This is a genomic window from Xenorhabdus aichiensis (assembly GCF_028598775.1).
GTDB lineage: Bacteria > Pseudomonadota > Gammaproteobacteria > Enterobacterales > Enterobacteriaceae > Xenorhabdus > Xenorhabdus bovienii.
This window is the reverse complement of record NZ_JAQRFO010000039.1, coordinates 28,596-43,227: the sequence shown is the minus strand read 5'-3', so window position 1 is coordinate 43,227 and position 14,632 is coordinate 28,596. Positions and strand designations below refer to the sequence as shown.

Here is a 14,632-nt window from a genome sequence, read left to right as displayed (position 1 = left end):
CATAGTTTTACCCTGTCTTAATTAATTCGATTTTCGGCTGTAGGGGTTATTTACGTTCTCTACTGTTGGCGGGAATATAAAGCTTTTCATTACATCACCTCACTGCGTGATTCAGCGATACGCTGTGATATCCAGTCATCAATTTCTGACTCAATAAAAGCGACTGAGCGAGTGCCAATTTTGACTTGTTTCGGGAATTTATTCCCTGCAATGAGTTTGTAGATCCATGCCTTACCGTAGCCAGTTCTGCGCTGAACTTCGGGTAAGCGGATAAGATTTTCTTTAATTGGTGTGATTGCTGGCATGTAGCCCCCTGTTATCTAGTCCTTAAGATGTTGTAATGGACGTTGTTTGATTACAGAGGGTATTAAAACACAAAAAAAATATTAAATTCATACTGTTATTATGCAAAGGGTATCCTCTACGACGTACAAGGTACTCTCTATTATAGAGGAGTATCATAGCTTAATGCTGTTCTCCTTTGCACAAAGAAAAATCCAGTTCCGAATTGTCACAAGAGAATAAAAAAAGCCATGCTCTTGCAGCCATTCAGAATAATATTCGGCCGCTTTCACTGATGAACTATAGTTGTTTCTATTTATAATCCAATCATCCCATACCATTTTTTTAGCTTCCCTATTTTTTTCATGTCGGCTATTAACAGCCTTGTTTATATTTTCCTTCTTCTTTATTATCGCTTTTTTTCCTTTCCCATTAAGTCATCAAGTTTATTTTTCAATCCATCCATTTCTTCTAAAATTGATGACAATTTTTCCTCATGTTTTTTTTCAGCTATTAATTCATGCATACAGCTTAATGCCTTGGCTGATTTCAACAATACATCACCTATTGTACCTATTGCAGAAAAAAGACGAGTTGATGAATCCACTTTGTATTTATCAATGAAATATACGATATCACCAACTAATGAAAGAGTTAAAGCTGCAAAGTATTCACTAGGTTCAGCATCTACAAAGCCTTCTTCCGATTCATTATCAGGCATCCAGTCTAGTATTTCGTAAAGAGCACCTATCTCGTTCGTATTTTCATACGTTGGAATTTCCAAATCACTATCATCACCTATAAAAACCAAATAAGATCCATATCTATTACCTTCTTCTGCGAAAGGATATAGATCAGGGTAGTAATCGTCATAATATCCAAGATATTCACTATGCGATGTGTATTTTAACTCTTGTACTTTCTGGTTTTCTAACTCCTCTATTGCTTTATTCCTTTCATCTTGAAAATAAATATCTATAAGTTCAAATATTAATTTTTGAATAAATATTATTTGTTCATCTGTTCTTTTATTTTCTTTTAAATGATGCCTTGCACTAAAAGCGATATTGGATAAACCCTCAATCGGATAAATAGGAATGTTACCTAGTAACGGTGAAAAATCCTCGGACATACGCCACCTCACGCCCTCTATTGGTAGGAGTTATGCCAGTCCGTAGAGGTGTACGGATTTTCGGGAGCGACCCTAGGCATAGCTTTATTCTTTAACGTCGAGGATAGTCTACTAAAGACAATTATGGCTGTCTATTTATCCAGTTAAGCACGCTTCCCAAATTTGCCATGTACCACATTTTCGCCCCGTTCAAGTGCGTCCATATAGTCGGCATACCATTGCAGCATTTCCCTACGACCATCTAAATACTGGGCGTGATTGTAGGTTCCTCGAATGCTGTTCTTATCAACGTGAGCAAGCTGTGTTTCAATCCAAGCAGAGTTATAGCCTTGTTCATGTAAGATAGTGCTCATGGTGTGGCGGAAACCGTGGCCTGTTACACGGCCTGCATAACCAATGCGCCTGATTAATACACTTAATGCCATTTCACTCATCGGCTGCGATTGATTTATTCTGCCGGGAAAAAGATATTTTCCTTGGCCTGTAATTGGTTTCATCTGCTCTAAAATATCAACAGCCTGCTGTGATAATGGAACAATATGAGGACGACGCATTTTCATTTTTTCGGCAGGAATTTCCCACTGGGATTTCTGGAAATCAATTTCTGACCATTCAGCCTTGCGTAACTCACCGGGACGAACGCCTGTTATCATTTGCAATCTCATCCCCATTTTCACCATAAAACTACCTGTATAAGCGTTTAAAGCCTTAAAGAACTCAGTCAGCTCATTAGCCATTAAGAACGCGTAATGTGTTTTCTTAGGTGTGATAAATGCGGATGCTAAATCAGGCGCTGGATTATATTCAGCCCTACCAGTAATAATTGCATATTTCCACACTTCTCCGCAGCGTTGGCGCACTTTCCTTAATTTCTCTGTTGCCCCTCGATCATTTATCCGAGATAAGACTGCCATTAATTCCATAGGCTTAATTTCAACAATCGGTCTGCTGCCTATGTAGGGGAAAACATCTTTTTCAAATGTTTCCATCATTTCTTCTGCATAAGAAAAAGACCATCTATCAACACGCTTCGAATACCATTCACGAGTTATGTTTTCGAAGGTATTATTAATTTCTCCCTGAGCTGTAAGTTTCTTTTGTTTTTTATCTTGATTGGGATCAATACCCTCAGCTATTAATCTCTTGGCTTCATCGCGTTTCTTTCTGGCTTCTGCCAAAGAGATGAGCGGAAAGGTACCAATAGCAAGCAGCTTTTCTTTTCCTGCGATACGGTATTTCAGTCTCCAATATTTAGAGCCATTAACCTTTATCAACAGATACATACCACCACCATCCGATAGTTTAAAATCTTTATCTTGGGGTTTTGCTGTTTCAATCTGCCGGGCTGTTAGTTTCATATGTCTAGCATCCTCGCAACTATGGGGGTACTTTTTTAGGGGGTACAAAAATATACCCCCATATATACCCCCTGATTGGGGTATATTGCAATAGATATCAGTAGACGATAATAGAGTGTAATTTTGGATTTTTCTTTGATTTTACTGGGATTAGTAGACTTTCATTGACTGCGGGAGATGTTTATTTGGAGCGAGTGAAGGGAATCGAACCCTCGTATAGAGCTTGGGAAGCTCTCGTTCTGCCATTGAACTACACTCGCATCATCGAAATGATGCCGTCAAATATATACCTGCTGTTGAATCTCAGCAAGTGATTATTGTTGAATTTTGTCTATATTTCAGTCAGTTGTTTCAGTATGTCTTATCAGTATAAAAAAACGCCCTGTCAGGTTAGCCGGACAAGGCGTTTGTCGATTTTAATCAGAAATGATTATTTATTCGGGCGCATTGCTGGGAACAGGATCACGTCACGAATGGTATGGCTATCCGTGAACAGCATAACCATACGGTCGATACCAATCCCCAAGCCTGCCGTTGGTGGCAAACCGTGTTCCAGTGCAGTAACGTAGTCATCATCGTAGAACATCGCTTCGTCGTCACCTTCGTCTTTATGACGAACTTGCTCTGCAAAACGTTCTGCCTGATCTTCTGCATCGTTCAGCTCGGAGAAACCGTTACCAATTTCACGGCCACCGATGAAGAATTCAAAACGGTCTGTAATGAATGGGTTGTCATCATTACGGCGTGCCAGCGGAGAAACTTCTGCTGGGTATTCAGTAATGAAAGTCGGTTGAATCAGGTGGCTTTCAGCGGTTTCTTCAAAGATTTCGCACTGAATACGACCCAAGCCCCAGCTTTTTTCAATATCAATACCAAGAGACTTAGCGATAACAACAGCTTTATCCATATCATCCAGATCCGCGATGTTGGTTTCTGGGCGATATTTGCAAATCGCTTCTTTCATGGTCATTTTGGTGAAAGGCTTACCGAAATCGAATTCTTGTTCACCGTATTTCACCAACGTAGTACCCAACACTTCCTGAGTCAGAGTACGGAACAGTTCTTCGGTCAGTACGATCAGATCTTGGTAATCTGCATAAGCCATGTAGAGTTCCATCATGGTGAACTCTGGGTTATGACGCGGAGAAATACCTTCGTTACGGAAGTTACGGTTAATTTCGAAAACGCGCTCAAAACCACCCACGACCAGACGTTTCAGATACAGTTCCGGTGCAATGCGCAGGTACATATCGATGTCCAGCGCGTTGTGGTGCGTAGTAAATGGGCGCGCACTCGCTCCGCCTGGGATCGCCTGCATCATTGGGGTTTCAACTTCCATGAAGTCTTTTTTGACCATGAAGTTACGCAATCCAGCCATGATGCGGGAACGGATCTGGAATGTCTTACGTGATTCGTCATTCGAGATCAGATCCAGATAACGCTGACGGTAGCGCATTTCCTGATCCGCCAAGCCGTGGAATTTATCCGGCAGCGGACGCAGTGCTTTGGTCAGCAAGCGCAGTTCAGTACAGTGAATGGAAAGTTCACCCGTTTTGGTTTTAAACAATTTACCACGAGCACCTAAAATGTCACCCAAATCCCATTTTTTGAACTGTTCGTTATAAATACCTTCCGGCAGGTCATCACGGGAAACGTAAACCTGAATACGCCCACCCACGTCCTGCAAGGTCGCAAAGGATGCCTTGCCCATGATACGACGAGTCATCATACGGCCTGCGACGGTCACTTCAATGTTCAGCGCTTCCAGTTCTTCCTGAGTCTTGTCATCATATTTTGCATGCAGATCTTCAGAAATGTTTTCACGACGAAAATCATTTGGGAATGCGATACCGTTGCCGCGCAGTGCAGCCAGTTTCTCACGGCGAGTTTTCAGTTCATTATTTAAATCAGGAGCCTGTTCAGCTCCCTGCTGTTGTTGTGACATTTTAGTTCCTCATAGGCCGGCTTTTAAGCTGGCTTCAATGAATTTGTCCAAATCTCCATCCAGCACAGACTGCGTATTGCGAGTTTCAATGCCAGTACGCAAATCTTTAATGCGGGAATCATCCAAAACGTAAGAGCGGATCTGACTGCCCCAACCGATATCCGATTTGTTCTCTTCCATCAACTGCTTATCAGCATTTTTCTTCTGCATTTCCAGTTCGTACAGTTTGGCTTTCAACTGTTTCATCGCCTGGTCTTTGTTTTTATGCTGAGAACGATCATTCTGACACTGGGTTACAAGGCCAGTCGGTATGTGGGTGATACGCACCGCAGATTCGGTTTTGTTAACGTGCTGACCGCCTGCACCGGAAGCACGGTATACATCGATACGCAAATCAGCCGGGTTGATTTCGATATCAATATCATCATCCACTTCTGGGTAAATAAAAGCAGAGCTGAATGAGGTATGACGACGTCCACCTGAGTCAAACGGGCTTTTACGTACCAAACGATGCACACCAGTTTCTGTACGCAACCAACCGTAAGCATATTCACCGATGATTTTAATGGTTGCAGATTTCAAGCCAGCAACGTCACCATCAGACTCTTCAATAATTTCAGTTTTGAAACCTTTGGATTCTGCCCAGCGCAGATACATACGCATCAACATACTGGCCCAGTCCTGTGCTTCTGTACCACCAGAGCCAGCCTGTAGATCCAGATAGCAGTTTGCGCTGTCATATTGACCTGAGAACATGCGGCGGAATTCAAGTTGACCGAGTTTTTCTTCCAACTGTTCCAACTCAGCTACGGCCTCATTGAAAGTCTCTTCATCATCAGCTTCTAAAGCCAGTTCCAGCAGGCCGTTCACATCTTCCAGACCCTGATCAAGCTGTTCAATCGTTTCTACGATGTTTTCCAGTGATGAACGCTCTTTACCTAATGCCTGTGCCCGCTCCGGCTCATTCCAGACATCAGACTGTTCCAGTTCAGCATTGACTTCTTCTAAACGTTCTTTCTTGGCATCATAGTCAAAGATACCCCCTCAGAACTTCTGTCCGTTCAGACAGGTCCTGAATGTGGTTTTTTACCGGGTTAATTTCAAACATATTTTGTGTCTTATACGTAGTGGTCGCATGGATATTTTCGAACCGCGTATTCTAACGGATCCGTCAAACGGTTTATAGCATTTCTGGAGATTTGCCACACAATCACTTTTGGTCATGTGGCAAAGTTTTAATAGCTGATCATACCATTCAGGCCAATTCAGTAAGGCCAGATATGCTGGATCAAAAGTTGGACATCGCGATTACCGCGAAATTCGTTGATATCCAGTTTATAGGCCAATTCCACTGTTTTGACGCTGTTATCCGGCCAGCGATGAGTATCGATATTAAACGCAATGCCATCCAACATCGGCCCACCGTTTAATGGCTCAAGCATGACTTTCAGATGTTTTTCGCCAACAATCCGCTGTTGCAGCAGTTTGAATTTGCCATCAAATATCGGTTCGGCAAATGCCTGCCCCCACGGACCACCTTCCCGCAGAATTTCCGCAATTTCCAGCGATAACTCCCCTAAGGCCAGTTCACCATCACTCCAGACCACCCCCTCAAGCTGGGAGATATCCAGCCAATCTGCCATCAACGCAGAGAAATGGCGCTGAAACAGATCAAATTTATCCTGCTCAATTGACAAGCCCGCAGCCATAGCATGGCCGCCAAATTTCAATATCAAGCTCGGATGCAGGGTATCGAGGCGCTCAAGCGCATCACGCATGTGCAATCCGTTCACTGAACGGCCTGATCCTTTTAATGTACCATCGCCTGCGGGAGCAAAAGCAATGACCGGGCGGTGGAAGCGTTCTTTTATACGTGAGGCTAGGATACCCACTACACCCTGATGCCACTCAGGATGATAAATGACCAATCCGTAAGGTAGTTGAGTATGGGTACGTTCGAATTGATCGCAAATCTGCAAGGCTTCCTGCTGCATCCCCAGCTCAATTTCACGACGGGTTTGGTTCAGTCCATCAAGTTCACAGGCTATCTGACGAGCTTGCACCATATCATCCGTCAACAGTAAAGCCACACCAACGGACATATCATCCAGCCGCCCGGCTGCGTTCAATCGTGGCCCAAGCGAAAAACCCAAATCACTGGCAGCCAGCCTAGTTGATTCCCGTTTGGAAATTTCAAGCAGCGCCCGAATTCCCACGCAACAGCGACCAGCACGAATGCGGTTCAATCCTTGATACACAAAAATACGGTTATTGGTATCAAGAGGAACCACGTCTGCCACGGTTCCGAGTGCCACCAGATCAAGCAGTTCCGCCAGATTGGGCAGCGGAATACCCTGCTGCTCAAACCACGCTATTTTACGTAATTCCGCCCTGAGTGCCGACATCAGGTAAAATGCCACCCCCACACCAGCCAACGCTTTAGAAGGGAAATTACAGTCATGCAGATTAGGGTTGATAATGGCATCTGCGGCTGGCAATGTCTCTCCGGGCAAATGATGATCGGTGACAAGCACTTTGATGCTATGCTGATGTGCCGCTGCCACTCCCTCGTGGGAAGAGATGCCATTGTCCACAGTAATGATCAGATCAGCACCTTTTTTGACGACTTCATTAACAACCTGAACACTTAAGCCATAACCGTCTTCAAAACGATTTGGCACAAGATAATCAAGATTGCGATAGCCCATCGCCCGCAAGGCACGGATACACAATGCTGTACTGGTTGCCCCATCTGTATCGAAATCACCGACAATGACAATGCGCCAATGGTCGTGCAATGCTGTTATCAGCAAGGAAACAGCCTGTTCAATGCCATTGAGAGATTGATAATTGAGTAGCCCTTTGGCTCCACGTTCCAGTTCATCAGCCTGACGAATACCCCGCATAGCGTATAAACGACGCAATAATGGATGAATACTATTGGGAAGATGACTGTCATCCGCCACCGGGCGGCGGCGGAGTTGTGTTTCTATATTCACTGGGGGTTGCTTCACTGAATTTGAGTCATTGACGAATTATTCACCATTTTGTTCCAGAGCTTCTTTCAGCGCTTTTGGCGGCATAAAACCACCAAGCACGCTGCCATCCTGAAGTACAATCGCAGGTGTTCCCTGAACACCAAACTGCAAGCCTAACTGGTATTGTTTCGCTATATCATTTTTACAACTCTTGATCGGAGAAATGTTATCCCCTTTGAAAGCGGCATCCAACGCTTTATTAGGTGTTGCACTGCACCAGATGGATTGCATATCTTTGGCTGATTGATGTTGCAGACTCTGACGAGGAAATGCCAAATAACGGATGGTAATCCCCAGATCGTTATACTCTTTCATTTCTTCATGCAACTTGCGGCAATAACCACAGGTAATATCAGTAAAAACAGTCACGACATGTTTCTCTTTTGGTGCCTTGTAAACAATCATTTGATTTTTCAACGCATCCAGTTTTTTCACCAGAACCTGATTGGTAACATTCTTTGGTACTTTGCCACTAATATCGTAAACTTGGGCTTGGAACAAATACTTACCATCATTGGAGATATGAATAATACCCTGATCTGTCAAAGCCGTGCTCACGCCGGACAGTTGTGATGGCGTGATACTTTCGGCTTTAAGTCCCATTTTTGCCAATGAGTTATGAACCGCACTGTCATTAGCAAATACATTGCTGGCAAAGGCCGTCAATAATAAGGAAAAACAAAACGCTAGCTTCTTCATCTTTTGTTCCTTTATTTCCATTTTTTTCACAGTTATCCACGAGGATGATGTTGTTGATGCAGCGCTTTAAGACGTTCAGTCGCCACATGAGTATAAATTTGAGTCGTGGAGAGATCACTGTGACCCAGCAGCATCTGCACAACGCGTAAGTCTGCACCATGGTTGAGTAAATGCGTTGCAAAAGCATGACGCAAAACATGGGGTGATAAGCGTTCGGTATCAATGCCAGACAGTACGGCATAATGTTTGATCCGATGCCAGAAAGTCTGGCGGGTCATCTGCGTTCCCCTTTTGCTGGGGAAGAAAACGTCAGATACCGAACCATTTAATAACCACGGACGCCCATACTCTAGGTATTTTTCCAACCAGTAAAGCGCTTCTTCTCCCAAAGGAACCAATCTTTCCTTGTTTCCCTTACCCACTACCCTAACCACACCCTGACGTAAGCTCACATCCGATAATGTCAGCCCAACCAACTCAGACACCCGCAATCCGCAGGCATAAAGCACTTCAAACATGGCTTTATCTCGCAGTTCAATCGGTTGGTCAATCAAGGGAGCATTAAGCAAATCCTCAACTTGTTTTTCGCTTAAATCTTTGGGTAAACGTTTAGGCAACTTAGGGGCAGATAAAAGTGCTGTTGGATCATCCAAACGCATTTTTTCACGATAAAGATACTGAAACAACCGCCGCATTGCACTCAGCAAGCGGGCTGAACTACTAGCTTTATAACCGCCATCTACCCGTTCAGCCAAAAATAATTGTAGCTCAATAGATTCCACAGAAAGTAAATCATGACCACCATATACCAGCCAACTATCTAGGGCTTGTAAATCCAGCCGATAAGAAGATAGCGTATTTTCAGCCAAATCCTTTTCCAGCCAGATGGTATCCAGAAATTGCTCTATCAGGGGATTAGCCGATGGGGTCTGTTCCGATGACTTATCTTGCAATGAATAGTTTTCTGATAAATCGTGTTTTTTTGGCACAAGCCCTCCTTTATCTCTGCGACTTCCGATCGGCTATTATGCCTGAAAAAGCAATTCTTCTGTTACAATGCAGCCCCTGATATTCGAAATGTCCTGGTAAATAATGATGAAAATTGGTCTCTTTTACGGCTCCAGTACATGCTATACAGAAATGGTAGCAGAAAAAATACGCGATATACTCGGCGAAGATCTGATCGATCTGCATAATGTCAAAGATTGTGATCCCCAATTGATGGAAGGTTATTCTGTCCTGATTCTCGGCATTCCTACTTGGGATTTCGGTGAATTACAGGAAGATTGGCTGGCTATCTGGGATCAGCTTCCATCATTGGATCTGGCGGGAAAAATCGTTGCCATGTATGGCATGGGGGATCAGATCGACTATAGTGAATGGTTTCTGGATTCGTTGGGAATGCTGTATCACCATTTGCTGCCTGCGGGTGCGCAATTTGTTGGTTTTTGGCCAACAGAAGGTTATGAATTCACCAGCCCCAAACCACTGACCGAAGATGGCAAACAATTTGTCGGTCTGGCTCTAGATGATGTAAACCAATTCGAGCAAACTGATGAACGTTTGAGCGAATGGTGTATGCAGATATTGGCAGAAATGGAAGCGCTGTTTTAATCCCGCTATATATCAGGATACTGACGCATAAGCTGGTTCAAATGACGCCACATCTTTGGTGGCATACTGTCTGATGCCACCCATAACCGAATTAACAACCGATGGCGGATATTTTCTGTTTTGTCAAAGGCGTGAAGTGTGATCACCATACCATAGCGGCTTAACCACGGTGGCCTAGTGAGTTTCCACGCCGCTTTTTGCCAATGCATTTTCTGTCCACTGAACAGCGCCAGCCTTCCCTGACACCGTCTAATGTTTGTCTGACTCCACACCCAACTCGCCATAATGATGACAAGTAGTGGAAACCAGAAATAAAAGCCGTTAGCAGGCCACGGGGCCAATAACGCGGCAAGCATAATTACGCCATGCACACCTGAAGAAAACAGGCAGCTATGACGGGATACCTTCAGTTCACAGTGCCACAGGGCCACGGGCTTGGTTTCTGATCTGAATCAATTGCACCATGCGGAACAGCTCATCATCTTCTGGACGGCCATGATTCATGAGCCAGTTAAAAAGATCAGGATCTGCACACTCCAACAAACGAACGAAAAGCCGCTTATCATCATCATTCAATGAGTCATATTCATATTCAAAAAACGGCATGATAGAAATATCCAGTTCACGCATTCCACGACGACATGCCCAGTGAATACGCGCTTTATTGTCAATATCCATGTTTAAAAAGCCTCTTGATTATTTTCATTCGTGCCATTGAAACGGCAATGCAGATGTCGCGAAAGATTAACAAGTTACCCGTCGTTTCAGAAATGCTCACGGTTGCAAAATTTCACAGTCAAAGGGAATTATCAACGATTCTGGACTGCTTTTCATCATTCGTGACAACTGAATCAAGATATATCGATAATATGCGAAGAGCATCGCAACAAATCACCTTTAACGGCCAGTCAGTAAATAACAAGAATAACTCCTTTGCATTAAGCCCCATCTCTTTTACCATTAGCCTTATTTCTCAGATAGTTTACTGGCAGGAGCTGTTATGGCTGACCAAATTCTATTTTCTGCTCAAATTTCTGCACAACTCCCATCTCCTTCAGCAGCACTTCCCCTGACTTTAATTTCCCTTAATGATTGGGGGATGATAAGCGTAACAGGCGCAGATGCGGAAAAGTATCTGCAAGGCCAAGTCACATCAGATATCGCCTCGCTCAACCAAAAACATGTGTTGAGCGCACATTGTGATGCCAAAGGAAAGATGTGGAGTAACCTGCGGCTGTTTCACCGTGGCGAAGGTTTTGCCTATATTGAACGTCGCACAGTATTGGATCCCCAGCTAACTGAATTGAAAAAGTATGCTGTGTTTTCCAAAGTGACCTTTGCTAAAGATGAAGAAAGCATCCTGCTTGGTATTGCCGGAGCGGAAAGCAGGAACGCGCTGGCAGAAATGTTTCCCACCCTGCCCGATGCCGAAACAACCGTTATTCAACACGAAACAACCACCCTTCTCCACTTCTCCCTCCCCACAGAACGTTTCCTTTTAGTCACCGATCAGGCTACCGCAGCCCAGTTAGCGGAAACGTTAGCAGAGAAATTTCAGGCGCAATTGAGCGACAGTCAGCAGTGGTTGGCACTGGAGATTGAAGCAGGCTTACCGGTCATTGACTCAGCCAGCAGCGCTCAGTTCATTCCACAAGCGACAAATATTCAGGCTCTTGAGGGCAGTATCAGCTTCAAGAAAGGCTGTTATACCGGTCAGGAGATGGTGGCTCGTGCCAAATACCGCGGTGCTAATAAACGAGCAATGTACTGGCTGGCTGGCACGGCTTCTTCTCTTCCCGTCGCCGGAGACGATCTGGAGTGGCAACTGGGTGATAAATGGCGCAGAACGGGTTCAGTTCTGACTGCGGTCAGACTCGCTGATGGTTCAATCTGGGTGCAAGTTGTCATGAACAATGATATGGCTGCTGACAGTATTTTCCGTATCCGTGAAGATGAAGGAAGTTCTCTTACCATTCAATCGCTTCCTTATTCATTAGATGAAGAAAAATAATATTTGAGGTTTTTTATGCCATTAGCTGTACCTCCTGTTGATTTCGGCCCATTTACTAATGTCATCGCATTTATTATGGAGCTGGATAAGTTAAAATCGGTTCATCGCAAAACTAAATTGCTGAACAATCAGCGTCATGAGAATTCGGCTGAACATAGCTGGCATTTCGCCCTCGCTGTCATGAGTTTTGCGCCTTATGTAGGAGAAATGAATATTGGCCACGTTGTGCAGATGGCGCTGATCCACGATATTGTCGAAATCGATGCAGGAGATGTTATCGCATTCGATTTGGCTGCCCGTGAAGCAATCCATGAACATGAAGTTGAGGCCGCCCATCGTATTTTTGGTTTACTGCCGGAAGCGCAGAGAGATTATTTTCTGGCGCTGTGGAATGAATACGAAGATTCTGAAACACCTGAAGCAATTTTTGCCAAAACGCTCGACAGGGTCATGCCGGTACTCATGAACCTGCATAACGATGGCCAAAGCTGGGTTGAGAATGGTATCCACTTTGAACAGGTTTTCAATCTGCTTCATTTTATTTCTGAGGCTTACCCTGAGCTGTGGCAATATCTGCTACCACAATTGGAAGCCGCGAAAGAGAAAGGTTGGTTGAAAGCGTAACTGTAAAAAATGACGTCAGGTACGCCTTCTCCTTGAATAAGCAGGCTGTCAGATGCAGGGAATCATTTACTCTGTCAGCCTTAAACATATTTATGTGTCAGACAACAACGTTTCTTACTGCAAATTTTCTACAGTTTTCTCAGAAGATATGATGCCATCAAGACTACACATCCTGCCAATACCACTGTCAGCCAGCTAGTAATATGAATGGCGCTGGTGAAGGAATGCGCTGCGGCATCCATCAATTGCCTGCCTTCCGTTTCAATTAATGAAGCCGCTATCACATACGCCCCAGCTAACGTTTCCAAAGCCAAACCGGCTTGTTCCTGAGAAATACTTTTCGGCAATTGCAAATTTAAACGATAAAACGCCGTTACCAATCCACCCAGAATGGTTGTACCGAATACAACACCAACTTCATAGGCCGTTTCGCTGATTGCTGAGGCGGCACCTGCCTTGGAAGAAGGTACAGCTGAAAGCACCAGATCATTGGAAACAGAAGCTATCGCACCGACGCCAATACTCAATAATGCGAAAGCAATCACGATTGAAGTCAGGTTACTGCCAACACAGGCAATCAATAAAAATGCGGCTCCCGCCAAAGCCAATAAAAGAGGTACAAGCCAGTGGGAAGGCACTCTCTGGGCAATCGGTACGATCACCATGCCGAAAACAATTGCCATAATTTGTCCGGGAACCAGTGCAAGACTGGCGGCAAGCGGTTTCATATTAAGCACAATTTGCAGATACTGAGTGGCAAAAAAGACAAAGCCAATCAGTAACCCGAGACTCAATAAATTGACTATGATCGAACCAGTAAATGCACCATTACGGAACAAGGAAATATCCATCAGCGGTATTTGCAGACTCTGCTGTCTACGTATAAATAACGTTCCGGCGATAAGACCAATCGCAAACTCCACAATAACACTGACCTCAAACCCATCACTGGCAAAATGTTTAATCGCATACACAATGCCAGCCATTGCAATAATGGATAACAAGACACTATAACCATCAATGACTCCTATCTGCTTTTTGTCCGATTCAGGCAACAAAACAGGTGCAAAAACCAACAAAGGCACCAATACAGGCACGGCTAATAGAAAAATGGCTTGCCAGTTAAAATACTGCAATAAAACACCGCCTATAACAGGGCCAAGTGCCGATCCAACGGTGAGAGTAGTCGCCCAAATAGCGATAGCTAATCGGCGCTGTTCACGATCTGTAAAAAGATGGCTGATCAAAGCCAGTGTTGAAGGCATCAACATTGCACCAAAAAAACCAAGGACTGCACGCCCGACAATTAATTGTTCTGACGAGGAAGATAATGCCGTCATAACTGAAACAATGGTGAATCCCAATGATCCGGATAGCAATAGCAGACGGTGACCAACACGATCACCGATACTTCCCATAGACACCAACAATCCTGCCAGTACCAATGAATAAGCATCAATGATCCATAATTGCTGATTTGCACTCGGTTCCAAAGCCCTGGCAATTTTTGGCAAGGCAAATCCCAAAATAGTATTGTCCACCGTGACCAATAAAACCGGTAACATTAAGATCAATAATCCAAACCAAGTACGAAATTCTGCTCGTTTATGAGTACTCACGACTCTATTTAATGACATAACCTTAACTTCTCCCGTTATAACTGAAGTATTGAAAAGATGTGCCAACATTTAGCCGCACGTATATGAGGCCGTTGTTTCACTTTATTTTTGAATTTTCGGAAAATTATTTAATGAAAAATAATGAAGAATTTATGCGACATTAAACGATAATTGAGCGTTATTAATAACAACACAAACAATTATGTTTAGGATTGAAGTGTTTTTCTAACTATAGAAGAAATAAAATTTCATCCAAACGGGCATCATTGTTGAGGTTTTTTGAGAGAGAAACGCTTGTGAAAGACGAATC

14 protein-coding genes and 1 tRNA gene are annotated in these 14,632 nt (G+C 43.9%); 3 read left to right on the top strand and 12 right to left on the bottom strand.

From position 1 onward, the window contains the following. Positions 1–89 precede the first annotated feature (89 nt). The 9 genes from PSI22_RS15810 to xerD form a co-directional block, all read right to left on the bottom strand. Positions 90–305, bottom strand: a complete 216-nt coding sequence (locus PSI22_RS15810; RefSeq protein ID WP_273580581.1) for a helix-turn-helix transcriptional regulator — start codon at positions 303–305, stop codon at positions 90–92. A 386-nt stretch (positions 306–691) separates the two neighbouring features. After that, the gene (locus PSI22_RS15805; protein ID WP_273580580.1) at positions 692–1,414 is read right to left on the bottom strand and encodes a hypothetical protein; all 723 of its coding nucleotides are present in this window, start codon (positions 1,412–1,414) and stop codon (positions 692–694) included. Positions 1,415–1,557: 143 nt separating this feature from the next. Next, entirely contained in the window at positions 1,558–2,772 is a 1,215-nt protein-coding gene (locus PSI22_RS15800; protein WP_273580579.1) for a tyrosine-type recombinase/integrase, read from the bottom strand. Between the two features lie 186 nt (positions 2,773–2,958). Further along, positions 2,959–3,032 (bottom strand) — tRNA-Gly (locus PSI22_RS15795). 170 nt (positions 3,033–3,202) lie between these two features. Then, entirely contained in the window at positions 3,203–4,717 is a 1,515-nt protein-coding gene (gene lysS / locus PSI22_RS15790) for a lysine--tRNA ligase (protein WP_273580578.1), read from the bottom strand. A 9-nt stretch (positions 4,718–4,726) separates the two neighbouring features. Beyond that, a protein-coding gene (gene prfB / locus PSI22_RS15785; protein WP_273580577.1) for a peptide chain release factor 2 occupies positions 4,727–5,825 on the bottom strand; the annotation gives its coding sequence in 2 pieces (ribosomal slippage) (positions 4,727–5,749 and positions 5,751–5,825; 1,098 coding nt in all). 157 nt (positions 5,826–5,982) lie between these two features. Then, the gene (gene recJ, locus PSI22_RS15780) at positions 5,983–7,716 is read right to left on the bottom strand and encodes a single-stranded-DNA-specific exonuclease RecJ (RefSeq protein WP_273580576.1); all 1,734 of its coding nucleotides are present in this window, start codon (positions 7,714–7,716) and stop codon (positions 5,983–5,985) included. 36 nt (positions 7,717–7,752) lie between these two features. Next, the gene (gene dsbC, locus PSI22_RS15775; RefSeq protein WP_273580575.1) at positions 7,753–8,454 is read right to left on the bottom strand and encodes a bifunctional protein-disulfide isomerase/oxidoreductase DsbC; all 702 of its coding nucleotides are present in this window, start codon (positions 8,452–8,454) and stop codon (positions 7,753–7,755) included. Between the two features lie 32 nt (positions 8,455–8,486). Further along, positions 8,487–9,407: a site-specific tyrosine recombinase XerD gene (gene xerD / locus PSI22_RS15770; RefSeq protein WP_273580583.1), complete on the bottom strand. Its 921-nt coding sequence runs from the start codon at positions 9,405–9,407 to the stop codon at positions 8,487–8,489. 142 nt (positions 9,408–9,549) lie between these two features. Here xerD and fldB point away from each other — a divergent pair, with 142 nt between their 5' ends. Further along, complete coding sequence (fldB, locus tag PSI22_RS15765) at positions 9,550–10,068, top strand: flavodoxin FldB (protein WP_273580574.1); 519 nt, start codon at positions 9,550–9,552, stop codon at positions 10,066–10,068. A 5-nt stretch (positions 10,069–10,073) separates the two neighbouring features. Here the strand turns inward: fldB and PSI22_RS15760 are convergent, their stop codons facing one another. Then, on the bottom strand, positions 10,074–10,499 hold the full coding sequence (locus PSI22_RS15760; RefSeq protein ID WP_273580573.1) for a protein YgfX: 426 nt from the start codon (positions 10,497–10,499) through the stop codon (positions 10,074–10,076). Continuing rightward, entirely contained in the window at positions 10,480–10,746 is a 267-nt protein-coding gene (sdhE, locus tag PSI22_RS15755) for an FAD assembly factor SdhE (RefSeq protein WP_273580572.1), read from the bottom strand. Before sdhE ends, PSI22_RS15760 begins: the two co-directional genes overlap by 20 nt. A 322-nt stretch (positions 10,747–11,068) precedes the next feature. Here sdhE and ygfZ point away from each other — a divergent pair, with 322 nt between their 5' ends. Both ygfZ and PSI22_RS15745 read left to right on the top strand, forming a co-directional pair. After that, a complete protein-coding gene (gene ygfZ, locus PSI22_RS15750; protein WP_273580571.1) occupies positions 11,069–12,079 on the top strand; it encodes a tRNA-modifying protein YgfZ in 1,011 nt (336 codons plus the stop codon). A gap of 15 nt (positions 12,080–12,094) precedes the next feature. Beyond that, positions 12,095–12,703 carry an HD domain-containing protein gene (locus PSI22_RS15745; RefSeq protein WP_273580570.1) on the top strand — a complete coding sequence of 203 codons (609 nt, stop codon included), beginning with the start codon at positions 12,095–12,097 and terminating at the stop codon, positions 12,701–12,703. A gap of 128 nt (positions 12,704–12,831) precedes the next feature. On the opposite strand, the gene PSI22_RS15740 is transcribed toward PSI22_RS15745, so the two are convergent. Next, a complete protein-coding gene (locus tag PSI22_RS15740) occupies positions 12,832–14,340 on the bottom strand; it encodes an MFS transporter (protein ID WP_273580569.1) in 1,509 nt (502 codons plus the stop codon). Positions 14,341–14,632 lie beyond the last annotated feature (292 nt).